At 58.5% G+C, this 23,535-nt stretch carries 18 protein-coding genes; 14 read left to right on the forward strand and 4 right to left on the reverse strand.

Features of this window, described 5'->3' with window-relative positions:
* Positions 1-656: 656 nt before the first annotated feature.
* Positions 657-4,562 (reverse strand): phosphoribosylformylglycinamidine synthase, encoded by a 3,906-nt coding sequence (gene purL / locus AC13C0_RS06810; protein ID WP_482954177.1) that lies wholly within the window; start codon positions 4,560-4,562, stop codon positions 657-659.
* 281 nt (positions 4,563-4,843) lie between these two features.
* Between purL and mltF the strand changes: the two genes are divergently transcribed.
* Entirely contained in the window at positions 4,844-6,361 is a 1,518-nt protein-coding gene (gene mltF / locus AC13C0_RS06815; RefSeq protein WP_117620124.1) for a membrane-bound lytic murein transglycosylase MltF, read from the forward strand.
* Positions 6,362-6,379: 18 nt separating this feature from the next.
* Here the strand turns inward: mltF and AC13C0_RS06820 are convergent, their stop codons facing one another.
* The gene (locus tag AC13C0_RS06820) at positions 6,380-6,850 is read right to left on the reverse strand and encodes a regulatory protein RecX (RefSeq protein ID WP_117620123.1); all 471 of its coding nucleotides are present in this window, start codon (positions 6,848-6,850) and stop codon (positions 6,380-6,382) included.
* Between the two features lie 174 nt (positions 6,851-7,024).
* Between AC13C0_RS06820 and AC13C0_RS06825 the strand changes: the two genes are divergently transcribed.
* The gene (locus AC13C0_RS06825) at positions 7,025-9,490 is read left to right on the forward strand and encodes a DUF349 domain-containing protein (RefSeq protein WP_117620122.1); all 2,466 of its coding nucleotides are present in this window, start codon (positions 7,025-7,027) and stop codon (positions 9,488-9,490) included.
* Between the two features lie 13 nt (positions 9,491-9,503).
* On the opposite strand, the gene AC13C0_RS06830 is transcribed toward AC13C0_RS06825, so the two are convergent.
* Positions 9,504-9,767, reverse strand: a complete 264-nt coding sequence (locus AC13C0_RS06830; RefSeq protein ID WP_117620121.1) for a late competence development ComFB family protein — start codon at positions 9,765-9,767, stop codon at positions 9,504-9,506.
* 188 nt (positions 9,768-9,955) lie between these two features.
* Here AC13C0_RS06830 and AC13C0_RS06835 point away from each other — a divergent pair, with 188 nt between their 5' ends.
* The 4 genes from AC13C0_RS06835 (at position 9,956) to AC13C0_RS06850 (ending at position 16,590) form a co-directional block, all read left to right on the forward strand.
* On the forward strand, positions 9,956-11,164 hold the full coding sequence (locus AC13C0_RS06835; RefSeq protein WP_117620120.1) for an acetyl-CoA C-acetyltransferase: 1,209 nt from the start codon (positions 9,956-9,958) through the stop codon (positions 11,162-11,164).
* Positions 11,165-11,194: 30 nt separating this feature from the next.
* Positions 11,195-13,345 carry a 3-hydroxyacyl-CoA dehydrogenase NAD-binding domain-containing protein gene (locus tag AC13C0_RS06840; protein ID WP_482954178.1) on the forward strand — a complete coding sequence of 717 codons (2,151 nt, stop codon included), beginning with the start codon at positions 11,195-11,197 and terminating at the stop codon, positions 13,343-13,345.
* Positions 13,346-13,592: 247 nt separating this feature from the next.
* Positions 13,593-15,764, forward strand: a complete 2,172-nt coding sequence (locus AC13C0_RS06845) for a carboxy terminal-processing peptidase (RefSeq protein WP_341581631.1) — start codon at positions 13,593-13,595, stop codon at positions 15,762-15,764.
* Positions 15,765-15,789: 25 nt separating this feature from the next.
* Complete coding sequence (locus tag AC13C0_RS06850; RefSeq protein WP_117620117.1) at positions 15,790-16,590, forward strand: helix-turn-helix domain-containing protein; 801 nt, start codon at positions 15,790-15,792, stop codon at positions 16,588-16,590.
* Here AC13C0_RS06850 and mtnA read toward each other — a convergent pair.
* Positions 16,579-17,643, reverse strand: a complete 1,065-nt coding sequence (gene mtnA, locus AC13C0_RS06855; RefSeq protein WP_117620116.1) for an S-methyl-5-thioribose-1-phosphate isomerase — start codon at positions 17,641-17,643, stop codon at positions 16,579-16,581. The genes AC13C0_RS06850 and mtnA overlap by 12 nt on opposite strands.
* Before the next feature lie 109 nt (positions 17,644-17,752).
* Between mtnA and AC13C0_RS06860 the strand changes: the two genes are divergently transcribed.
* The 8 genes from AC13C0_RS06860 to rdgC are packed head-to-tail and all read left to right on the forward strand — an operon-like array spanning position 17,753 to position 23,506.
* Positions 17,753-19,105, forward strand: coding sequence for a TRZ/ATZ family hydrolase (locus AC13C0_RS06860; RefSeq protein WP_482954179.1), 1,353 nt, complete (start codon positions 17,753-17,755; stop codon positions 19,103-19,105).
* A 20-nt stretch (positions 19,106-19,125) separates the two neighbouring features.
* Complete coding sequence (gene ubiG / locus AC13C0_RS06865; protein ID WP_117620114.1) at positions 19,126-19,842, forward strand: bifunctional 2-polyprenyl-6-hydroxyphenol methylase/3-demethylubiquinol 3-O-methyltransferase UbiG; 717 nt, start codon at positions 19,126-19,128, stop codon at positions 19,840-19,842.
* Positions 19,817-20,491 carry a phosphoglycolate phosphatase gene (gene gph, locus AC13C0_RS06870; protein WP_117620113.1) on the forward strand — a complete coding sequence of 225 codons (675 nt, stop codon included), beginning with the start codon at positions 19,817-19,819 and terminating at the stop codon, positions 20,489-20,491. The genes ubiG and gph overlap by 26 nt, the downstream gene beginning before the upstream one ends.
* 58 nt (positions 20,492-20,549) lie before the next feature.
* The gene (locus AC13C0_RS06875; protein WP_117620112.1) at positions 20,550-21,299 is read left to right on the forward strand and encodes a YciK family oxidoreductase; all 750 of its coding nucleotides are present in this window, start codon (positions 20,550-20,552) and stop codon (positions 21,297-21,299) included.
* Positions 21,299-21,532, forward strand: coding sequence for a glutaredoxin family protein (locus tag AC13C0_RS06880; RefSeq protein WP_117620111.1), 234 nt, complete (start codon positions 21,299-21,301; stop codon positions 21,530-21,532). The genes AC13C0_RS06875 and AC13C0_RS06880 overlap by 1 nt, the downstream gene beginning before the upstream one ends.
* Before the next feature lie 12 nt (positions 21,533-21,544).
* Positions 21,545-22,315 carry a peroxide stress protein YaaA gene (yaaA, locus tag AC13C0_RS06885; RefSeq protein ID WP_341581629.1) on the forward strand — a complete coding sequence of 257 codons (771 nt, stop codon included), beginning with the start codon at positions 21,545-21,547 and terminating at the stop codon, positions 22,313-22,315.
* Between the two features lie 47 nt (positions 22,316-22,362).
* A complete protein-coding gene (locus tag AC13C0_RS06890; RefSeq protein ID WP_058090221.1) occupies positions 22,363-22,563 on the forward strand; it encodes a DUF2788 domain-containing protein in 201 nt (66 codons plus the stop codon).
* 19 nt (positions 22,564-22,582) lie between these two features.
* Positions 22,583-23,506 carry a recombination-associated protein RdgC gene (gene rdgC, locus AC13C0_RS06895; RefSeq protein WP_117620109.1) on the forward strand — a complete coding sequence of 308 codons (924 nt, stop codon included), beginning with the start codon at positions 22,583-22,585 and terminating at the stop codon, positions 23,504-23,506.
* Positions 23,507-23,535: the final 29 nt, after the last annotated feature.

The raw sequence follows: 23,535 nt of genomic DNA on the forward strand, positions 1-23,535 counted from the left end.
AGGGGGCCAAAGTCGGATGACAACGCTCCGCCCTCGAAATCAGCTCGCACGGTAAAGCCGGCAAAGGGAGGAAAGCGCAGTTGAGTTGGGATAGAATTGGACATGGGCGAACCTTGTTTAGCTTCTTCCGAAGCGTTATTGTCGTAACTCCCATTATATCAATGGGTTGAGCAAGGTTCGCCTTTTTTTATGAATTTTTCGGGTTAATTACACAGTGTGTAAAAGCCTAATAATCCCGGATCGCCCTAATTACTAGGCACCCAGTCAGCCAGTCAGACAATTACACAATTTTTACTATATTCTTAGCTTTTGTGGATAACTCTGGGGAAAGTTTTTGGGAACAAGCTCTCAAACCCCGCAATCACTGAACTCCCGTCAAATTGGCGACAAAATCACCTGATTGTTTTTTCATTTATTTTTCAATTAGTTATAGCTTTCAAGCAAAAGTTGAACCGAACTCCATGTTTTTGCTCACAGAACAAACAGGAAGGCACCACGAGTGTGCATAAAAATACTCAGTCAAGGGATTTTTTACCAATTTTTCGTATTTTTATCTTGAAAAACGCTGAAAAACAGAGCAGCAAATAAAAAGCCGGCTTTGGAGTAAACGCTTCTTGCAAGCGCATCCAAAACCGGCTTGTTTTCCGGCCGATTAATCAGCCGAACCAGCGTCTCGCATTCCTGAACATCCGAATCCAGGAACCGTCTTCCTGCCACCCGGAGGGATGCCAGGAATGCTGAACAGCGCGGAACACACGCTCAGGGTGAGGCATCATGATGGTCACACGGCCGTCACGGGTAGTAACCCCGGTAATGCCGGCCTCTGAGCCGTTCGGGTTGTAGGGATAGCGAACAGTGGCTTCACCCCGGTTATCCACATAACGCAGGGCCACCAGTTCATTCTCAGACAAGCCCGCGGCAGATGTCCCGCCAGCGAACTCAACCCTGCCCTCACCATGAGCGACCGCGATAGGCATACGTGAACCGGCCATACCATCCATGAAGGCAGACGGCGACGGCATCACTTCAACCATCGCCAGGCGAGCCTCAAACTGCTCGGACTGATTGCGCACAAAACGCGGCCAGCCTTCACTGCCGGGAATCAGCTCGTGCAGATTGGAGAGCATCTGGCACCCGTTACAGACGCCGAGCGCCAGGGTGTCCTGCCGGTTAAAGAAAGCCGCGAACTGATCCCGGACACGGTCGCTGAACAAAATGGATTTCGCCCAGCCTTCGCCCGCGCCAAGAACGTCACCGTAAGAGAAGCCGCCACAGGCCACCAGGCTGTTAAACCCATCCAGAGTCACGCGGCCAGAGAGCAGATCACTCATGTGCACATCGACAGACTCGAAGCCGGCGCGATCAAACGCGGCCGCCATCTCCACTTGCCCGTTCACACCCTGCTCGCGCAGAACAGCCACCTTCGGACGTGCGCCCTTGTTGATGTAAGGCGCAGCCACATCGTCATTGATATCATAGGAAAGTTCGGCGTGAAGACCTGGATCTTCGGCATCCAGCAGGTTATCAAACTCTTCCCGGGCGCAATCGGCATTGTCACGCAGGGACTGGATACGGTAGCTCGTTTCAGCCCATAGGCGCTGCAACTCAACGCGCGCCTCATCAACAACCGTCGAGCCTTCAAAAGTCAGGCGCAGCCGGTCAGTGTCGTTCGGGCTGCCAATAACGCTGATGTAATCTCCAAGTCCGGCCGCCGAGAACTGCTGCAGCACAAAACCGGTGTCTTCCCGGCGCACCTGGATAACGGCGCCCAGCTCTTCGTTGAACAGCTCCCGTGCAAACTGGGTACGGTCTTCTGCCAGGCCATCAAGCTTGATGTCGACCCCGGAGTGGCCGGCAAAACACATCTCAGCCAGGGTTACGAACAAACCACCGTCCGAGCGGTCGTGGTAGGCCAGAAGCTTGTCGTCCGCATTGAGGCCCTGGATCACAGCGAAGAAGGCCTTGATATCCTCGGGGTCGTCCAGATCCGGCGCTACCGCCCCTACCGCGCGATAAACCTGGGTCAGCGCAGAGCCGCCCAGGCGGTTCTGGCCAGCGGCGAGATCCACCAGGATCAGATCGGTTTCGCCGGCCTCTTTCACCAACTGCGGGGTCAGGGTTTTCGCGACATCAGTGACCGGTGCAAAGCCGCTGACAATCAGCGAAAGCGGTGCGGTTACACTCTTCTGCTCACCGTTATCCTCTTCCCACATGGTCCTCATGGACATGGAGTCCTTGCCGACCGGGATCGTAATTCCAAGCTCCGGGCAGAGTTCCATGCCCACCGCGCGAACCGTTTCATAGAGGTTTTCGTCTTCGCCCGGGTGACCTGCCGCGGCCATCCAGTTGGCGGACAACCGGATGTCGGAAAGCTTGCCGATTGGCGCCGCAGCCAGATTGGTAATCACCTCACCCACGGCCATACGGCCGGATGCCGGCGCATCAATCGTGGCAACCGGCGTACGCTCGCCCATTGCCATGGCTTCACCGGTGCGGACATCAAATGAGCTGGCAGTGACTGCCACGTCGGCGACCGGAACCTGCCAGGGCCCTACCATCTGGTCACGGGCAACCAGGCCTGTGATGGTGCGGTCACCGATGGTGATCAGGAAGCTCTTGGAGCCCACGGACGGCAGGCGGAGAACCCGGCGGATGGCATCGTGCAGATCAACCTTCGTGGAATCAAAAACCGGTTTGGTAAACGAAGCGCGGCTGATACTGCGGTGCATGCGGGGCGGCTTGCCAAACAGCACCTCCATGGGCAGATCAACGGGCTTGTCATCAAAATAGGAATCGCCGAGCTCAAGATGGTGCGCTTCGGTCGCCTCACCAATCACCGCATAGGGGCAGCGCTCGCGGCGGCAGAGGGCATCGAACAGCTCCAGGTTTTCAGGCGCCACGGCCATGACATAACGTTCCTGGGATTCGTTACACCAGATCTCCAGTGGAGACATGCCCGGCTCGTCGCTCGGAATATCCCGCAGCTCGAACTTGCCACCACGGCCGCCATCTTTTACCAACTCCGGCATGGCGTTGGAGAGACCACCGGCGCCAACATCATGAATAAACGCGATGGGGTTTTTGTCACCCATCTGCCAGCAACGGTCGATAACTTCCTGACAGCGGCGTTCCATTTCAGGGTTATCACGCTGTACCGACGCAAAATCGAGATTTTCATTACTGGAGCCGGAATCCATGGAAGAGGCGGCACCACCACCGAGGCCGATCAGCATGGACGGCCCGCCGAGGACAATAAGCTTGGCCCCCACCGGAATGTTGCCCTTCTCCACATGCTCTTCACGAATATTACCGAGACCGCCGGCAATCATGATGGGCTTATGGTAACCGCGCACTTCCTCACCGGCAGCACCGGGCACCTTCTCTTCAAACGTTCGGAAATAGCCGGCCAGATTGGGGCGGCCAAATTCGTTATTGAACGCGGCACCACCAATCGGGCCTTCGATCATGATGTCGAGGGCCGAGGCAATCCGCTCTGGCTTGCCATAATTGATTTCCCAGGGCTGGGGATCATCGGGGAGGTTCAGGTTGGAGACCGAAAAGCCTGCCAGGCCTGCCTTGGGCTTGGAGCCACGGCCGGTCGCACCTTCATCCCGGATTTCACCGCCGGAACCGGTCGCTGCACCGGCCGCCGGCGCAATGGCCGTCGGGTGGTTATGGGTCTCCACCTTCATGAGAATGTGGATGTCTTCCTCATTATAGCCGTATACACCGGTCTCAGGATCCGGGTAGAAACGGCCACCACGACTGCCCCGAATGACGGAAGCGTTGTCCTTGTAGGCTGAGAGAACACCTTCGCTGTTCATTTCATAGGTGTTGCGGATCATGGCAAACAGGGATTTTTCCTGGCCCTCGCCGTCGATATCCCAGGAGGCATTGAAAATCTTGTGACGGCAATGCTCGGAGTTGGCCTGGGCGAACATCATCAGTTCAACATCCGTCGGATCCCGTTCAAGATCCGTAAAGGATTTGACCAGGTAGTCAATTTCATCTTCTGCAAGCGCCAGCCCGAGACGTGAGTTTGCCTCCACCAGCGCATCCCGGCCCCCAGCCAGGACCGGAACCCGTCCAAGCAGCCGTGGCTCTTCATGGCTGAACAGCAGTTCCGCGCCGCCCATTTCGTGAAACACCTTCTGGGTCATGCGGTCGTGCAGCAGTGCGGCAATTTTCTCACGCTGTGCCAGACCCAGCTTGCGGCCAGACCTCACATAGTAGGCGGTACCTCGCTCGATCCGGTGAATCTGCCGGAGCCCGCAGTTCCGGGCAATGTCTGTCGCCTTGCTGGACCAGGGTGAGAGGGTGCCGGGGCGTGGCACAACCAGGAACAGCACACCATCGGGCTCTTCCACTGGCACACTGGGTCCGTAGGTCAGAAGCCGGTCGAGTATGGCCTGCTCGGATTCTGAAAGGTCGGCCTCCAGATCAACGAAGTGCATGAACTCTGCATAGACATGCTCGATTTCAGGCACGATTTCCTGAATCCGGGAATGCAATTTGCGGGAGCGGAATGGCGAGAGCGCGGGTGCGCCGCGAAGTTCAAGCATGATATCAACCTGTATCGCGCGAAACGGGGAAGCCTGGGTGCAATTTGAAAGGCCGCCATGATACTCGAAAGCGGGGTCAGGATACAGCGCTGGAAACGTTAACCCCGGACAGTACAATTGACATTGTTTTGCATGTTAATTAACCAGATTTATTGACCAGACCTCCGACACCAAGGATCATCTAAAGGCTGGAAAGGGAATCCACTCTCGGGATAGGAAAGGATACGGTGCCCTCACGTTCGCCGTAACCAGATGATCCAGCTATAACGGAGACCAAGGATTTGTCGAGATTTCGTACTGCGATAGCAGGCGCACCTGCCAGGACCCTTCTTCTCCTTGGTGTGGCCTTTATTATTACCGGTTGCTCACGGCCCACCACCCTTCAGGAAATCCGGGAAGAGGGTGTTCTGCACGTTATCACTCGCGTCGCGCCCTCGATTTATGTTGAAGGAGAGGACGGGCCGACGGGCTACGACTATGAATTGGTAAAGCTCTTTGCCGAAGGGCTGGGCGTGAAACTCCGCATCCGCGTTGCCGAAGACAATACAGAAATCCTCTCGGTGCTGGAGAAAAACTACGCCCATATCGGCATGGCCGGGCTCTCCGGGCAACCGGCGCTTGCCGGCCAGTACCACACCGTACCGACAGGCATTACCGCTCAGTCTGTTCTGGTCTACAATCGAGACGTCGAAGGCCCTGACTCTCTGGCTGATCTTGCGGGAAAACCACTCCACGTTGTTGCCGAAAGCAACCACGAGGACTGGCTCGCCGAGGCACAGACGGAAATCCCTGACCTGCAGTGGCAAGTCCACCCCGGCCTCGATGCCGCAGGAGTACTGACCCGGGTCGAAAGCGGAGAATTTCCGTATGCGATCATCTCCTCCAACGAACTGGACCTGAACCACGTCTTCTACCCCATGGTGAAAGAGGCCTTTGCTATCGGGGAACCCCGGAAGCTTGCCTGGTTCTTTCCCGCAGCCCAGGACAAATCACTGGCCGCCGCCGCTGAGGAGTTCCTGGAAAAGCTCAGGGCCAACGGCACTCTGGCCCAGATTTCCGAACGCTTTTACGGTCATCTCGACCGCCTGAATTATGTCGGGGCACGCACCTTCATGCACCACGTGGAAAACCGGTTGCCCAAATACGAGTCCCTGTTCCGTGACTATGCCAGGGATTTCAGCATGGACTGGCGACTGCTCGCCGCCATCGGCTACCAGGAGTCCCATTGGCGCCCCAACGCTGTATCGCCCACGGGCGTAAGGGGCTTGATGATGCTGACACGCAACACGGCCAGCCACATCGGCATCAACAACCGGCTGGATGCGGAAGAAAGCATTCAGGGCGGCGCCAAGTATTTCAAGATAGTGCGTGAAAAAATTCCGGAGCGAATCCCGGAACCGGACCGGACCTGGTTTGCCCTGGCCTCCTACAATGTTGGCTTCGGGCACCTTGAGGATGCCAGAAGGCTAACGGAAGGCGCTGGAAAGGATCCCGACCGGTGGATGGACGTGAAAAAATTCCTGCCATTGCTGGCCCAGAAGGAGTGGTACACGAAAACCCGTTTCGGCTATGCCCGGGGCCAAGAGCCGGTGGTCTACGTTCAGAACATCAGACGTTACTATGATGTGCTGGCCCGCCTCAACGAACCGGGCACGCCGCCACCTCCCCCGGAAAAACCGCAATTCGTTCAGATGGAAGAAAAAAGGGATAACAACAATCCGGCGCAGGATGTGTACCCGGAATCCAAGCTCAGGGCGGGCCTGCCGCCGGAACTGGGCATGATCCCACCCACACTCTGAGTCATCGACTGCAAACGGCTACTGTGAACGGGCCTCCAGAGCTCTCTCCACTTGACTGGCCGAAAACCCGCGCCGGTTAAGAAAACGTGCCTGGCGAAGCTTCTCGTCCCAGTCTTCACTGAGATCCGCCAGACCAAACCGCTTCTCCCTGAGATCGATGGCCTTCTGACACCAGTCCTCCTCTGCCATGTCATCCAGGCATACCGGGCTGCGGTGAACCCCGCGTTGCTGGAGTTCCCCAAGAATTCGCAAGGGCCCATAGCCAAGGTCCATTCGCTGGCGGGCATAGACATCGGCAAAGCGGTTATTGTCGAGCCAGCCTTCACTCTCGTATTCGTCGAGCACAGCCTCGATAACGTCGCCCGGGACTTTCCTCTGGCGGAGTTTCAGGTTCAATTCCAGACGGCTGTGCTCCCGCCTGGCCAGCAACCTGAGGGCCGTTGCCCGAGCCTTGTATTCCTGATCGTCCTGATTTTCCTGTTTTGCCATACAGACCCTTTCCGCATACGCATACAAAACGCTAGACTAGCCGCGAATTTCTCCAGCTGGCCAGACAGACTGGCCGGTGAAACTACCCGGCATCCGAACCCGGGCGCCGATGGCCGGTGGCGGCTTAACTTTGCCCGACACCGTGAACTGGTTTCAATACCAAAGGATACTCTTATGGCCGCGTTCATCCAGAAACTGTTCAGATCCCGCAAGACACCCGATGCTGCCCCGAAAAGCCGGAAAGCCCCCCAACCTGCCCCGGTCGGGCAGGAAGACACGCGGGCCAGCCAGAGAGAGGAGCAGCTCAGAACGATGGAAGGCTCCCCGTCACAGGATGTCCTGGCAAAAATCGCGATTGAGGGCGCAACGGCTGATATCCGCCAGACTGCCGCCAGCCGGTTGACCGAAGAAAGCCGCCTGCAACAGGTTCAGAAGCGGGCCAAGAGCAAAGACAAAGGGGTGTATCAGACCGTCAAACTGACGCTCCAGAAACTGCGGGAGGAACAGGCCCGCCAGGAAGGTATCACCCAGACCATTGCCACGCTCATCAGCCACGCCCGGAATCAGGCACAGAGTGACGATACCAAACTCTACGAAGCCCGGCTGGATTCCTTGTTGAAACAATGGTCAGAGGTGGAAACTCACGCCTCCCCCGAACAGGCCCAGACTTTCCTGGAGGCGGTTCATCGGTGCAAGGAGAGGATAGCGGCCATCCAGTCTGCTGCCGAGGACGAAAAACGCCAGCGCGAGCAGACATTGCAGCGCCGGGAAACCCTGAACATGCTAACCAGCACTCTGGATGATCTCAAGGCGCAGTCGCCGCAGACCCTGCCCTCACAAGCGTCCCTGGATGCCTTGCAGAAGACCCAGGAAAACCGGTGGCTTGAGGCAACCCGGGATACCGCCGTCGAAAAGCAGGAGCAGAAAACTTACGAGACCGCCATGCTCGCCCTGCGCAACTATCTGAGTGCGGTGAGGCGCATCAACCAGGAGCGGGAAACGATTGCCGAGCTAAGCGCGGCCCTCGACAGCAAGCAGGACACATCCGAGGATCAGCGCGCCCAGGCAAAAACACTGATCCAGGAAATCCGTTGGCCGGAAGGCTATCCCAGTCCGGCACTGCTTGAGCCACTTCGCAAGCTGGCTGGAAAGCGCAAATCCCCCGTTGAAGCGCCGGCGGATCAGGAACGACAAAAAGCCCTGGCGGCTCGCCTGCACACCGATCTGCAACAATTGGAAGAGGCCCTTGAGGCAAAACAGCTCAAAGAATCGAAACAACTGTTCAAGACGGCCCAGCAGCACCTGAGGGACCTTGACCATCGCCATGGCAAACCCTTCCAGGCCCGGATGCAGCTTCTGACCGGACAACTGAGAGAGCTTACCGACTGGCAGGGCTTTGCCACAGAGCCAAAGCAGATTGCCCTGTGTGAGCAGATGGAATACCTGGCCGACCAGCCCATGGACCCGGAAGCCAAGGCGGAGCGGATCAAGGAATTGCAGAACGAATGGCGGGATCTGGGCGGATCTTCAGACCGAAGCCTCTGGTCCCGTTTCAAAGCCGCTTCGGACAAAGCCTACGAACCCTGCAAAGCGTATTTCTCCGCAAAATCCGGGTTGAAGCAGGCGAATCTGGAGAAGCGATCCGCCATTTGCGAGCAACTGGAAACCTTCCTGGACAATGCCGACTGGTCTTCCATCGACTGGAAAGCCACCGAACGCATTCACCAGACCGCCCGCCAGGAATGGAAGGAAGCCTGGCCGGTGGAGTTCCGGGACAACCGGCAGGTTCAGAAGCGGTTCGATGATCTGCTTAAAAGACTGGAAGCGCCGCTGGATGAGGAGCGCCGTAAAAACGAGGGCCTGAAACAGGAGATCGTCCAGACAGCCCAGGCGCTGGTGGATCACGAACCTCTGCAGGATGCCATGAATAAAGCCAAGGCACTGCAAACTGACTGGCAAGCCATTGGCATTACCCGTCACCGGGAAGACCGCAAACTCTGGCAGGCCTTCCGCAAGGCCTGCGATCAGATATTCGCCCGCCGGGATACCGAACGCAGCGAACAGCAACAGGCTTACCGTGCCGCTGACGAGGCTGCGAAAGCCAGCCTGCAGCAATCGTCCGGGGTGACTGGCGACAGCGACGAGGAGGCAATAATGGCAGCGCTCTCCGCCCTCCGGGAAATTGATGCCGCTGCCCTTTCAAAGGGTGTCAGGGAGCAGGTTCAGCAGGAAAAACAGCGCCTGGCCCAGATTCTGTCAGGCCTGCAATTGCAGTCAAAAATGACGTCCTGGCGGTCGCTTGTGCTCGCAGCTGCGACCGGTGAGGCTGTGATCGATGCGGCCCCGGAGCACTGGTCTGAACTGGCAGACGCTTCAGATGGTCAGGATCCGGCTGAGCTGGTGATCCGCGCCGAAATCCTGTGCGGCGTGCCGTCACCGGATTCGGATCAGCAACGCCGGATGGAAATCCAGGTGCAGCGCCTGGCCGACGGAATGGGGTCCCCGGATACCAGCGGCGATCAACTCAGGGACGTGGAAAAGCTGGTAGCGAACTGGTGCCTGGGCGCGACCGGCGAGGCCGCGAATCGCGAACTGGCAGAGCGCCTGAATGGTGCACTTTCCAACCTGATCAACTCCTGAGCAGATAAGCGGGTCACTGCCGCTGGTGCTCCCGGACAAATTCCCTGGCGTCTTTCACGGCGGCCAGGGATTTTTGTTTCATTTCCTTCAGCTCTTCATCCGCCAGATAGAACATCATATCGATGGAGTGGCGGTAATAGCGCGTGGGCAGGCGGTTTAGCGCCACACACATGACGTCGGTCAGATAATCTGCGGTATCGGACTCCTCACGGGTCGCGTCAATCGCATCCACCACCAACCGTTCGTAGAAATTGTCGATTGCATCTCGCAGAGACATGGCAAACGCCTCCTGAATTCATCTGCGGTTCTTAACACCATAGAAGCCACACCGCGGCTTGTCATGGTGCATGAGCAATTTCGCCAATGCGATTGGCAGACCGCGTCACTACACCCCACAGCTGCAACCGGCTATGGTTGTGTTATCGATAAATCAATCCCGAAAACAACATGGCCAGAGGACAAGCAATGACCACCGAGGCGTATATCTTCGATGCAGTCCGCACCCCCAGGGGGCGTGGAAAAAAAGACGGATCACTCCACAGCGTCAAACCCATCACGCTGTTGACCACGGTGCTCCGCGCGCTGCAGGAGAGGAACAGCCTGGACACCGCCCAGATCGACGACATTGTTATGGGCTGCGTGACCGCCGTTGGCGACCAGGGTGCGGATATTGCCAAGACTGCGGCCCTGGCGGCAGATTGGGATGAAAAGGTGGCGGGCGTCACCCTGAACCGTTTCTGCGCTTCCGGCCTCGAGGCGGTCAATCTCGCCGCCATGAAGGTGCGCTCGGGCTGGGAAGACATGGTGGTTGCCGGCGGCGTGGAAGCCATGTCACGGGTGCCCATGGGCTCCGATGGCGGCGCCTGGGCCACGGATCCGGAGACCAATCTGCACACCGGTTTCATGCCCCAGGGTATCGGCGCTGATCTGATCGCCACTCTTGAAGGCTTCAGCCGTGAAGATGTCGACGGTTTCGCCGTGAGATCCCAGCAGAAAGCCGCCAGCGCCTGGCAGAACGGCTACTTCGCAAAATCCATTATTCCGGTCACCGACCAGAATGGGGTTGTCATCCTAGACCGTGATGAGCACGTTCGCGGCAACACTACGGTTGAGTCCCTCGCCGGTCTCAAGCCCTCGTTCCAGATGATGGGCGAAATGGGCTTCGACGGCGTGGCCCGGGAAAAATACCACTACGTGGAAAAGATCGATCACGTGCATCACGCCGGCAACTCCTCCGGTATTGTCGACGGCGCCACCGCCCTGCTGATTGGCAGCGAAGCCAAGGGCAAGGCCATGGGCCTGAAGCCCCGCGCCCGCGTTGTCGCCACCGCGGTTACCAGTACAGACCCAACCATCATGCTCACCGGCCCTGCCCCCGCAGCCCGCAAGGCATTGGAAAAGGCAGGCATGACCGCCGACCAGATCGACCTGTTTGAAGTCAACGAAGCCTTCGCCTCAGTGGTGATGCGCTTCCAGCGGGAACTTTCGGTTCCCGACGAAAAAGTGAACGTGAACGGCGGCGCCATCGCCATGGGCCACCCGCTGGGTGCCACCGGTGCCATGATTCTCGGCACCCTGCTGGATGAGCTGGAGCGGCGAGAATTACGCTACGGCCTGGCCACCCTGTGCGTCGGTGGCGGCATGGGTATTGCCACCATCATCGAGCGCGTCTGAACCCGTCCACTTTTTTAAGGAGAACCGATTATGAGTGCCATCCGTTATGAACTGGATTCAGACCAGATCCTGACCCTCACCATCGACCTGCCTGGCCAGTCCGCCAACACCATGAATGCCGTCTTCCGGGAAGCCCTCTCGGAAACCACCGCGAAGGTCAAAGGCGACCTGGACAACATCCGGGGCGTGATCATTGCCTCGGCCAAGAAAACCTTTTTTGCCGGCGGTGACCTGAAAGAACTTCACAAGGTCACCCGGGAAGACGCCAAGACCTTTGAGGATATGGTCAACGGCCTGAAAGCCGATATGCGCTTCCTGGAAACCAGCGGCAAGCCGGTGGTCGCCGCCATCAACGGCACCGCCCTTGGCGGCGGGCTCGAGATCGCCCTGGCCTGCCATCACCGTGTTGCCATTAACGATGACAGCATCCAGCTGGGCCTGCCGGAAGTGACCCTGGGGCTGCTGCCCGGAGGTGGCGGCACCCAGCGGCTTCCGCGGATGATTGGCCTTGAGGCTGCCTTCCCGTACCTGATGGAAGGCAAGAAGTTAAACCCGAAAGCCGCCCTGAAAGCCGGCATTGTCGATGAGTTGGCGGATTCCTACGAGGGCATGATCGCCAAGGCCCGTGCCTTTATCGACGCCCATCCCAAGTGTCAGCAACCCTGGGACCAGAAAGGCTTCAAAATCCCAGGCGGCGCCCCCCATCACCCCGCCATGGCCCAGAAGCTGGCCATTGCCCCGGCCATGCTGAAACAGAAAACCAAAGGCTGCTACCCCGCGCCGGAGCGCATACTCTCCGCCGCAGTGGAAGGCGCCCAGGTGGATTTCGATAATGGCAGCCTGATCGAAACCCGGTATTTTGCCGAGCTGGTGATTGGCCAGGTCGCCAAGAACATGACCGGGACCTTCTGGTTCCAACTGAACGCCATCAAGGCTGGGGGCAGCCGCCCCGACGGCGTTGAAAAGGAAACCTTCCGCAAGGTGGGTGTGCTCGGTGCAGGCATGATGGGAGCAGGTATCGCCTACTCTACGGCCTCCCGCGGTATTGAGGTGGTTCTTAAAGACGTCTCGATGGAAAACGCCGAGAACGGTAAAAGTTATTCGGAGAATCTGCTGGCCAGGAAAGTCAGCCGTGGCCGGATGACCGATGGACAGAAAGCCGACATTCTCGGCCGCATCAAGGCCACCGACTCCGCTGAAGATCTGGAAGGCTGCGATCTGGTGATTGAGGCCGTGTTCGAGGACAGCGAACTGAAGGCCAGGGTAACACAGGAGGCGGAGCCCTGGCTGGTGAACAATGGCATCTTTGCCTCCAACACCTCCACCATACCCATTACCCAGCTCGCAGGAGCTTCGACAAAGCCTGAGAACTTTATCGGCCTGCACTTCTTCTCCCCGGTCGACAAAATGCAGCTGGTGGAAATCATCGTTGGCGAACAAACCTCCGATGAAACCTTGGCGCGCTCATTCGATTACGTGCAGCAGATTGGCAAGATCCCGGTGGCGGTGAACGACAGTCGGGGCTTCTTCACCTCCCGGGTATTCGGCACCTTCGTTAACGAGGGTATCTGCATGCTCGGCGAGGGCATTCACCCTTCCAGCATCGAAAACGCCGGGCTACTGGCGGGCATGCCTGTGGGGCCGCTGGCGATATCCGATGAAGTCAGCATGACCCTGATGCAGCACATCCGGAACCAGAGCAAAAAAGACACCGAAACCGCAGGGGGCACCTGGAACGCCCACCCGGCGGAAGCGGTGATTGATGCGATGGTTAACGAGCATGGCCGCAAAGGCAAAGCAGCAGGCGCCGGATTCTACGACTACCCCGCCAACGGCAAAAAACACTTGTGGCCAGAGCTGGAGAACCTGTTCGTGGATACGCGGAAGGCCCGAAATGTCAGACTGCAGGAACTGAAGGACCGGATCCTATTCATCCAGGCCATTGAAACCGTCCGTTGCCTGGAAGAAGGTGTTCTGCGTACGGTGGAAGACGCCAACATCGGCAGTATTTTCGGGATTGGCTATGCGCCCTGGACTGGTGGCACCCTACAATTCATTAATCAGTATGGCGTGAGAGCGTTCACAGAGCGGGCGACAGAGCTTGCCAGCGTTTATGGCGAGCGCTTTGCTCCACCCAGACTGCTGCTGGAGAGAGCCGAGAGCAACTCACCCTTCGCCTGAGGCCACCGCGCCGGGAGGAGGATGACAGCGCCTCCCGGCATTCTCACTGCGAGATTTCTCTGCTTTCTGCGCACCGCCAAAGGCTTTCCGGTTACTAACCTGCCGGCTTCATGGACAGATTGTCACGAACCGATACGTGCTGCCTATGGCAACGGGTGTAGCGCTTGCCTACAATAAATTTATTCGCTCACGGTCAGGCAAGCGTCTTTACTGTGCTTTTCTGCCCAACACCGTCAGGTATACATTTATGACCATTGCGGAAAGAATTATGGCCCGTCGCTCTCCGGCACAGAACATCCGGACAGGAGTATGCAAGGCAGTCACGGTTGCGCTGCTGCTCTCGACGCCACTGGGACTGCAGGCCAAAGTCGACTCTCCGTCGATCTACGAGCCGGTCGCGCCCACTATCGAGCAGGCACGGGCAAACATCCTGATTGCCCGCCAGCTGCAGTTTACCCATTTCCGCAATCTGGGCATCAGCGACAAGCTGTCCGGCGATGTGTTTGATGCCTATCTGGCTTACCTGGACGGCCAGCGAATCTACCTCACCAAAGGGGACATCCAGAAGTTCGACCGGATAAAAGGTCAGTTGGGTTCAGCCCTGAAAACCGGCCAGTTACAGCCCGGCTTCGATATCTACAATCTGGTCCAGCAGCGCATCATTGAGCGACTGCAGTTTGCCATTAGCGTGATCGACAATGGCATCAACAATCTGGATTTCTCGGAAAACGAGCGCATTCTCGTCGATCGCTCAGAAACGGACTGGGTACCTGATGCCCGGGCCCTGGACGAACTCTGGCGCAAGCGAATCAAGAACGCCGTCCTGGCACAACGACTCAGTGGCACCGAGGACGATGCTATTAAAGAAACGCTGCTTCGTCGCTACGAAGGTCAGCTAAAACGCGCCTACCAGGCCCGCAGTGAGGATGCGTTTCAGGCCTACATGAACGCGTTTACCGGCATGTGGGATCCACACACCTCTTATTTTTCGCCGCGCACATCCGAAAACTTCAACATCAACATGAGCCTTTCTCTCGAAGGGATCGGTGCGGTTCTGCAGTCAGACAACGAATACACCAAGGTGGTCCGGCTGGTTCCCGGCGGGCCGGCGTCCAAGCAGGGCCAGTTGCAACCGGCAGACCGGATCGTCGCGGTGTCCCAGGAAGATGAAAAACCCGTGAATGTCATTGGCTGGCGCCTTGATGAAGTCGTGGACCTGATCCGCGGCCCAAGGAACTCAACCGTGACCCTGGAAGTTATTCCGGCCACCGCCTCTGATGAAACCATGACCAAAACCATCGCCATCAAACGGGATGAGGTGAAACTGGAAGAGCAAAGCGCCAGCAAAGACACTCTCCAACTGGAGCGGGGCGGCAAGGAATACACCATTGGCGTTGTCACGATCCCTACCTTCTACGCTGACTTCCAGGCCATGCAGGCCGGTGACCCCAACTACAAGAGCACGACCCGGGATGTTCGCAAGCTGATTGCCGAGCTGCAGGCGGAAGGCGTCGACGGGCTGGTGATTGACCTGCGCAATAACGGCGGTGGCGCCCTGCATGAGGCCAATGACCTGGTCGGCCTGTTTATCGACAAAGGCCCAACCGTGCAGATCCGCAACGCCAACAACGACGTGCAGGTGCTCAACGATGACGATCCGTCCGTTGCTTATGACGGCCCTCTGGTGGTCCTGACCAACCGCATGAGTGCGTCCGCCTCCGAGATCTTCGCAGGGGCCATTCAGGACTATGGCCGTGGGCTGGTCGTCGGCTCGCAGACTTTCGGCAAGGGGACAGTGCAGGCCGTTCGCCCGCTGAACCATGGCCAGCTCAAGATTACCCAGTCGAAGTTCTACCGGGTATCCGGCGGTTCGACCCAGCACAAGGGAGTTATCCCGGATATCGAGATTCCGTCCCGCATCGACAAGACCCGAATCGGTGAAGACGCCCTTGATCATGCCCTTCCCTGGGACCAGATTGAGGCCGTGCCTCACACCCGCTACTACGATTTCAGCGGAATTATTGATGAGCTTCGCAAGCGTCATGAGGAGCGCTTCTCGACAAGCCCCGAGTTCAGTCTTTTGCAACAGGAAATCGACTTCCTGGCCGAACAGCGGGCGACAGACAGCGTCAGCCTTAATCAGGAAGAACGCCGCGAGCAGCACAAGCAGGTTGAGCGCACCCGCCTGGCGATTGCCAATGCCCGCCGGGAGCTCAAAGGAGAGCAGCCGTTCGATTCGCTGGACGATCTCGAAGACTGGCAGGACCAGCAGGCCGCGGACCTGAACTCAACCGATGAAGAACTCGATTTCGTCATTCGGGAAGGTGGACACATCATGGCGGACATGCTGGATCTGGATAGCCGCATGGCTTCTATTCTGACCCCACAGCAGTTTGCGGCCCAGGCTCCGGCCAGATAAGTGGCAGCAGAAGCCACCAGCTCCCATGACTGAAAACGGCGACGGCGGACAGGACAACCGGCAAAAGGCGCGAATGCTTCGGGACATGCTCCTGGACGCACTTCATGCCATGCGCTCTCTGGAAGAGGTTGACGGCCTTGAAAAACCGGCGGCCCAGGAACGAACGCAAGAGGGCCTGATTGACCGCCTGGCCAGCCTGACCGGCTCGGCGCTTCGTTTTGGGGTCAAGGCCACCGACACTTCCCGTCGGGTTGGCCGGGCCCTGATCAATTCCCAGGATCAGCTGCGGGCCATGCTAACCGCTGGTCAGTCCCTGAAAGATATCCGGGAAGTGGCCGGCCTGACCCTGTCGGAAATGAGCGAGGCCCTGAATCTCCGGGACAAATCGGTCCTGGAAGCCATTGAAAACGGCACCACCACCCTCTCGTTCGAATTGATCCTCCGGCTTGCTGCCCTTATCGCCCGGAACGACCCCATTCCGTTCATCATGCGCACCACGCGCAACTACAACCCCGAGGTCTGGCAGCTCCTGAATGACTGGGGTCTGGCAAGGCTGCCGCTGCAGTTCGAGCGCGAGCGGGAGTTCATCAATATCTTCCGCCGGCATGACGATGCCCGCACGCTTTCAGACGAAGGTTTCCAGAAGGTACTGGAGTTCACCCGCCACAGTTTCGAGATGTCCCTGCACTTTGTGGAAGAACAGGAAAGGCAGGTAGAGGAACTGCGTGCGGCTTATGAGGAACCGGAGCCCGCTGAGCCCGGCAAGCCTGAAAAGCAGCCAACGGCCAGGAAGCGACCAGCGGGCAAGAGTCCGTCAGCCAAATAGCGCCCGCATACCGGTAATATTCGGGTTATGCACCACCCCCTTTTCCGTAACGATGGCATCAATCAGGCTGGCCGGGGTTACATCAAACACGGGGTTGAACACCTTTACGCCTTCCGGCGCCAGCGGAATCCCCCGAATCTCCCGCACTTCCAGGCCTTCACGCTCTTCAATGGGGATGTCCGCGCCCGAGGCCAGGGACATATCCACCGTGCTGGAGGGGGCCACCACCATAAAGCCAACCTTATGGTGGCGTGCCAGAACCGCCAGGCTGTAGGTGCCGATCTTGTTGGCGACATCGCCATTGGCGGTGATGCGATCCGCACCGACAATGACCCATCGCACCTCTCCCCGAGCCAGGATCGCCGCCGCCGCACCATCGACATTCAGGGTGACAGGGATACCGTCGCGGGATAGCTCCCAGGCGGTCAGGCGACTGCCCTGAAGCCAGGGCCGGGTTTCATCGGCAAAGACTTCCTTCAGCAGCTTTTCCTCGTTCAGCCGGCGGATAACACCCAGCGCTGTGCCGTAGCCGCCTGTGGCCAGAGCTCCGGTATTGCAGTGGGTAAGCACCGATATGGGTTTGTCCGGCGCCATGAATTCCAGGGCATGGTCCGCCATGGCAACATTGGCGGCGAGATCTTCCTCGTGAATCGCCACCGCCTCTTTGGCCAGCCGCTTTTCCGCCTCGTCAAGGGAATGGCATTGGTGAAACACCTGCTCCATTCGCTGCAACGCCCAGAACAGGTTGACCGCCGTGGGTCGGGACGCTGCAAGCTCGCGGATAGACTGCTTTATTTCCGCCTTCCAGTCGCCGCCACCTGCATGCCGTGCCGCCAGAGCGATCCCGTAAGCCGCACTGATACCAATGGCCGGGGCGCCGCGAACCACCATATCCCGAATGCTCTGCGCCACACCGACTGCGCCTTCGAGGGTAATCCAGTGCGCCTCCCCGGGCAGCAGGCGCTGGTCCAGCAGTTCAAGACTGCTGCCGTGCCATCTTATGGCAACGGTGCCAATGCCACGCTCAGAAGACGGTTTCGGGGTTTGTGCCATAAAAATGCTCCGGTTTGCAGCGCTGAAAAGCTTCAGTATAACGGTTATACTTCCGGACTACATTTCCATAGCGCGGCGGCACCGCGCCAACCGCTGGAAGGCAGGGTTAATGACGGCCGACACCATCACCGCAGCCGATATTCGCATCAACGCACGCTGGCTGATCCCGATTGAGCCGGCGGGCATGGTGCTTGAGAACCAGGCAGTGATCATTCAGGGAACCCGGATTGCCGGGATTATTCCCCAACAGCAGGCAGACCGGGAGTTCAGAACCCGCGAAACGGTTGATCTGCCGCATCATGTGGTCATGCCTGGCCTGATCAATATGCACGGCCACGCGGCGATGACACTCTTCAGGGGCATGGCGGATGACCTTCCGCTGATGACCTGGCTGAACGATCACATCTGGCCGGCCGAGGGTCGCTTTATCAGCGAGCCGTTCATTGCCGATGGCACCCAGCTGGCCATGGCCGAAATGCTGCGCACAGGCACCACCACTTTCTCGGACATGTACTTCTTCCCCGAGATTGCGGCCCAGGTCGCCCACGACGCCGGTATCCGCGCCCAGATCTGCTTTCCGTTACTGGATGCCCCCACCCCCTGGGGTTCAGGACCGGAGGAGTATCTGAGTAAAGGGCGAGCGTTTATCGACACCTGGAAGGCCGATGACTACATCATGTCGGCCATTGGCCCCCATGCGCCCTATACTGTGTCAGACGGCCCCATGGCCGAAGCGGTCCGGCTGTCAGAAGACACCGGCGCACGGATCCAGATACACCTGCATGAAACGGCTTTCGAAGTGGCCGAGGCCAGTAAAAAACTCGGCAAGCGCCCAACAGCCCGGTTGGCAGAGCTTGGCGTGTTGCGCCCGGAAACCCAGTGCGTACACATGACCCAGATCGATGACAGCGATATCAGCCTGCTTCAGCAGTCTGGGGCCCAGGTTATCCATTGCCCGGAATCCAACCTGAAGCTGGCCAGTGGCCTGTGTCCGGTCCAGAAACTCCTCGATAGCGGAGTAAACGTTGCCATCGGTACGGACGGTGCCGCCAGCAACAACGATCTGGACCTGTTCGGTGAAATGCGCACCGCTGCCATGGTGGCCAAGGTTGTGGCCGGGGACGCTGCCGCGCTGTCGGCGCACCGGGCCCTGGAAATAGCCACCATCAACGGTGCCCGGGCCCTCGGCCGGGATCACGAGCTGGGCTCCCTGGTTTCGGGCAAGCTGGCCGACATCATAGCCATTGACCTGAGCGACCCGTTCCTGCAGCCGGTTTATGACCCCGCCTCCCACCTCGTGTACAGCAACCACGGCCGGTCAGTAAGCCACAGCTGGATAAACGGCGTACCGCAACTACAGGATGGCCGGCTTACCCGAATTGATGTCGCCGATCTCATGCTTCGGGTCGATGACTGGGCCGGGCGAATCCGCAAACACACTGACCAACCGATTTTCTATTGATTCACCAGGCAGAACCAACCATGACAAACCAGAACGTAGACCGGAATGAAATCGCCAAGTTTGAAGCCCTGGCCAGCCGCTGGTGGGATCCCACCAGCGAATTCAAGCCGCTGCACGACATCAATCCCCTGCGCCTGAACTACATTGACGAGCGGGTCTCCCTGGCTGGCAAGCGAGCACTGGATGTCGGCTGCGGCGGCGGCCTGCTGTCCGAGGGTATGGCCCGGCGCGGCGCCCACGTAACCGGCATCGACATGGGCGAGGCGCCACTCTCCGTGGCGCGGCTGCACGGCCTGGAAAGCGGGGTTGATGTAGATTATCGCCAGATAACCGTGGAAGAACTGGCCCAGGACAGCGAGCATGCCGGCCAGTACGATGTGGTCACCTGCCTGGAAATGCTGGAACACGTGCCGGACCCCGCATCGGTGATCAGGGCCTGTGCCGCCATGCTCAAGCCCGGCGGCCATCTGTTCGTCTCAACCATCAACCGCAATCCGAAGTCGTTCCTGTTCGCCATTGTCGGTGCCGAATACGTGCTCAGGCTGCTGCCGAAGGGAACCCACGAGTGGAAAAAATTCATCCGGCCCTCGGAGATGTCCGATCACCTGCGTCACGCCGGACTGGATGTCCGTGAGCTTACCGGCATGACCTATAACCCGGTCACCAGGATCTACAAACTGAGCCGGGATGTGGACGTGAACTACCTGATGCATGCCAGGGATATCCGTGAAGACTGAGCCCTCTGCTGTCCTGTTTGACCTGGACGGAACGCTGATTGACACGGCACCGGATTTTATCCGCTGCCTGAACCAGTTGCGGGAACAGCATGGACTGCCTGCCCTGCCCCCGGAACACATTCGCCGCTCGGTCTCCAACGGCGCCCGGGCGATGATCCGGGTCGGGCTCGGGCTGAAACCGGAAGATCCGGATTATCTGGAAAAGCACACGGCCTTCCTGGATCTCTACGAAACAGGCGTGGCGGTTGAAACCACACTGTTTGAGGGCATGGACGAGCTTCTGAAAGCCCTCGAGGCGCGGGGAATACCCTGGGGCATTGTCACCAACAAGCCGGCCCGGTTCGCCGTACCGCTGATCCAGGCACTGGATCTGGCAGACCGCTGTGCGGCGCTGGTCTGCCCGGATCACGTTGCCCAACGCAAACCTCACCCCGAAGCTCTGATCCTGGCCTGCCACCAAATGGGCACGGAGCCCGGCACAGGAATTTATGTGGGCGACCACGAACGTGATATCGAAGCCGGGCGTAATGCCGGCATGAAAACCATTGCGGTGCGCTACGGTTACATCGAGCAACCGGAGAGCATTGACCTGTGGCAAGCCGACCTGATCGCCGACACCGTCACCGATCTGGCAAAGCTGTTACAATAGCCAGCCAATTTGACGATCCGGCTTCCAGGCCGGGAAAAGCTTGACACGGAGACAGATTATGCATGATTACCAAGCACCCGCGGATCTTCTGAAAGACCGTATCGTCATGGTTACCGGTGCCGGAAGCGGCATTGGCAGGGCCGCCGCCAAAGCCTATGCCGCCCATGGTGCGACTGTCGTACTTGTGGGCCGCACTGTCAGCAAGCTGGAAACGGTTTACGACGAAATCGAGGCCGCGGGCCACCCGAAACCTGCCATTGTGCCAATGAACTTCGAGGGGGCGGCAGTCAAGGATTACGAAGAACTTGCGATGACCCTGGAAGATAATTTCGGCCAGTTGGACGGCTTGCTGCACAACGCCGCCATCCTGGGTAACCTATGCCCGGTGGAGTTGTACGACCCGGAAACCTGGAACAAGGTCATGCACGTGAACACCACGGCCCCCTTTCTCCTGAGCCGGGCGATGATTCCCCTGTTGCGCAAATCCGGCGATGCCTCGGTGATCTTCACCTCCTCCAGCGTCGGCCGGAAAGCAAGGGCCTACTGGGGCGCTTACGCAGTCTCCAAGTTTGCGGTAGAGGGCCTCAGCCAGTTGCTGTCCGAAGAGCTGGATGACGAGCGTCACAATGTGCGGGTAAACAGTCTGAATCCGGGCGCCACCCGTACCAATATGAGAGCCCACGCCTACCCGGCGGAGAACCCACAGCAGAATCCGGCGCCGGAAGACCTTATGCCGATTTACCTGTATCTCATGGGCAGGGACAGCCAGGGTGTCAACGGCCAAAAACTGGACGCACAACCGAAATAATGGAACTGCTTTTTTACACTACGTCTCAGTGCCATTTGTGCGAACTGGCCGAAGCCCTGCTTGTAAATACGCCGATGCCGGAACCCATACCGGTAGACGTGGTGGACATTGCCCAGTCCGAAGAGCTGGTGGAACGCTACGGCACCCGGATACCGGTGTTGCGACGTAACGACACCGGCGAGGAACTGGACTGGCCTTTTACCAGGGATGAATTACTCACATTCCTGCAATGAGGATTGCCTGACATGCTGATGGTTATTTCCCCTGCCAAGACGCTGGACTATGAAAGCCCGCTGGCGACCAGCACCTACAGCCAGCCGGACTTTCTCGATGAAGCCTGTGAGCTGGTCGATCAGCTCAAGGAACTGGAACCGCACCAGATCAGCAACCTGATGGGCATCAGCGACAAGCTGGGCCAGCTGAACGCCGGGCGCTTCCGGAACTGGCACACGCCGTTTACGCCCGAGAACGCCCGCCAGGCCGTACTGGCTTTCAAGGGCGACGTGTACACCGGCCTGGACGCCGAAAGCTTCAGTGAGCAGGATTTCGAGTTCGCCCAGCAACACCTGCGCATGCTCTCAGGCCTGTACGGGGTACTGAAACCTCTGGACCTGATGCAGCCCTATCGCCTGGAAATGGGTACCCGGTTCGAGAACCGCCGTGGCAAGGATCTCTATGCGTTCTGGGGCAGCAAGATCACAGACGAGATCAACCGCCTGCTGGCAGACGATGACGGCGTACTGGTGAACCTTGCCTCCAACGAGTATTTCAAAAGCGTAAAGAAGAAAGACCTTGAAGGCCGGCTGGTTACCCCCCAATTCAAGGACTGGAAGAATGGTCAGTACAAGATGATCAGCTTCTACGCCAAGAAAGCCCGCGGCCAGATGTGTCGGTTTGCCATTCAGAACCGCATTAAACAAGCCGACGACCTCAAGGGGTTCAACCTCGAAGGCTACTACTTCAGCGAAGACCAATCCGATAAGAACAACTGGGTTTTCCTGCGGGATGAACAATAGGGAGTCAACCTGAGGCTTCCTGATCCACGTTGATATCGGAGTAAACAATGAACGAAGCAGTGTTTTCCCAGATCGCCATGCTGGTGTTTCTGACCGGCCTGATTGTCTGGATGGGTTTCATCGTCTGGGATCTGGCCAAGAAATCACAGGCCGGAAAATTCGGCACCATTGCCCTGTTTACCGTACTGGGCGCCGGTGTTGTGGGCTTTATCGTTAAAACCGTACTCGTAGAGATCATGCAAATATGAAAGACAAGGACCAGCCCTGATGTGGTTTCGCAACGCTCGCGTATTCCGTTTTACCAAACCGTTTGATATCTCCGCCGAAGAGCTGGAAGAAAAGCTCCGGGAGGACGCCTTCAAGCCCTGCGGTCCCCAGGAAACCAGCCGCCAGGGTTGGGTGCCGCCGCTGGGCAAGCATGGTGAGCTGCTGGTTCACAGCGCCAACGGCTACCATCTGATTGCCCTGCGCAAGGAAGAGAAGATTCTTCCCGGCCCGGTGGTCAAGGAAGCGGTTGAAGAAAAAGCAGAAGCCATTGAATTCGAGCAGGGCCGCAAAGTTCGCCGCAAGGAAAAGGACGAGATCAAGGAACAGGTGATGCTGGAGATGCTACCGCAGGCCTTCTCCAGGAATCGCCGCTGTTTTGCCTATCTCGCACCACAGGACGGTGTGCTGGTCGTTGACGCCGGCTCTGCGAAACAGGCCGAAGATCTGGCCTCAACCCTGCGCAAGAGCCTGGGTTCGCTACCGGTGCGCCCACCGGCCGTGGAGCAGGCACCCGCCTTCACCTTTACCGGCTGGCTGAACGAATCCATTGATTTACCCGGCACAGTGGTTCTGGGCAGTGAATGCGAACTGAAAGATCCGTCCGAGGACGGCGGCGTGGTGCGCTGCAAAGGCCTGGACCTGAAAGCGGACGAAATCCGCAATCATCTGGACGCCGGCATGCAGGTTACCAAACTGTCTCTCACCTGGGATGACAACGTCTCGTTCGTGCTGGATGAGGAACTGGGCATCCGCCGCCTGAAATTCGGCGAAACCCTCCAGGACCAGCTCGACGACGTCGATGCGGACGACGCGGCGGCCAAGTTCGACGCAGCCTTCACCCTGATGACCCTGGAGCTGTCCAGGCTGATTCCGGGACTGCTGGAAGCCCTGGGCGGCGAAGACCGCTCGGCGATTGTCGCCTGAACTCGTGAACTCGGGGTCAGATGAAAATG

Source organism: Marinobacter sp. B-21 (genome assembly GCF_056857895.1).

Excerpts from the sequence above, each read along its gene's own strand:
- AC13C0_RS06875 (WP_117620112.1), top strand. The coding sequence starts at position 20,550 with ATGCATGATTACCAAGCACCCGCGGATCTTCTGAAAGACCGTATCGTC.
- yaaA (WP_341581629.1), top strand. The coding sequence starts at position 21,545 with ATGCTGATGGTTATTTCCCCTGCCAAGACGCTGGACTATGAAAGCCCG.
- AC13C0_RS06850 (WP_117620117.1), top strand. The coding sequence starts at position 15,790 with ATGACTGAAAACGGCGACGGCGGACAGGACAACCGGCAAAAGGCGCGA.
- ubiG (WP_117620114.1), top strand. The coding sequence starts at position 19,126 with ATGACAAACCAGAACGTAGACCGGAATGAAATCGCCAAGTTTGAAGCC.
- gph (WP_117620113.1), top strand. The coding sequence starts at position 19,817 with ATGCCAGGGATATCCGTGAAGACTGAGCCCTCTGCTGTCCTGTTTGAC.
- AC13C0_RS06840 (WP_482954178.1), top strand. The coding sequence starts at position 11,195 with ATGAGTGCCATCCGTTATGAACTGGATTCAGACCAGATCCTGACCCTC.
- AC13C0_RS06825 (WP_117620122.1), top strand. The coding sequence starts at position 7,025 with ATGGCCGCGTTCATCCAGAAACTGTTCAGATCCCGCAAGACACCCGAT.
- AC13C0_RS06860 (WP_482954179.1), top strand. The coding sequence starts at position 17,753 with ATGACGGCCGACACCATCACCGCAGCCGATATTCGCATCAACGCACGC.
- AC13C0_RS06890 (WP_058090221.1), top strand. The coding sequence starts at position 22,363 with ATGAACGAAGCAGTGTTTTCCCAGATCGCCATGCTGGTGTTTCTGACC.
- AC13C0_RS06820 (WP_117620123.1), bottom strand. The coding sequence starts at position 6,850 with ATGGCAAAACAGGAAAATCAGGACGATCAGGAATACAAGGCTCGGGCA.
- AC13C0_RS06830 (WP_117620121.1), bottom strand. The coding sequence starts at position 9,767 with ATGTCTCTGCGAGATGCAATCGACAATTTCTACGAACGGTTGGTGGTG.
- AC13C0_RS06880 (WP_117620111.1), top strand. The coding sequence starts at position 21,299 with ATGGAACTGCTTTTTTACACTACGTCTCAGTGCCATTTGTGCGAACTG.
- purL (WP_482954177.1), bottom strand. The coding sequence starts at position 4,562 with ATGCTTGAACTTCGCGGCGCACCCGCGCTCTCGCCATTCCGCTCCCGC.
- AC13C0_RS06845 (WP_341581631.1), top strand. The coding sequence starts at position 13,593 with ATGACCATTGCGGAAAGAATTATGGCCCGTCGCTCTCCGGCACAGAAC.
- AC13C0_RS06835 (WP_117620120.1), top strand. The coding sequence starts at position 9,956 with ATGACCACCGAGGCGTATATCTTCGATGCAGTCCGCACCCCCAGGGGG.
- rdgC (WP_117620109.1), top strand. The coding sequence starts at position 22,583 with ATGTGGTTTCGCAACGCTCGCGTATTCCGTTTTACCAAACCGTTTGAT.
- mtnA (WP_117620116.1), bottom strand. The coding sequence starts at position 17,643 with ATGGCACAAACCCCGAAACCGTCTTCTGAGCGTGGCATTGGCACCGTT.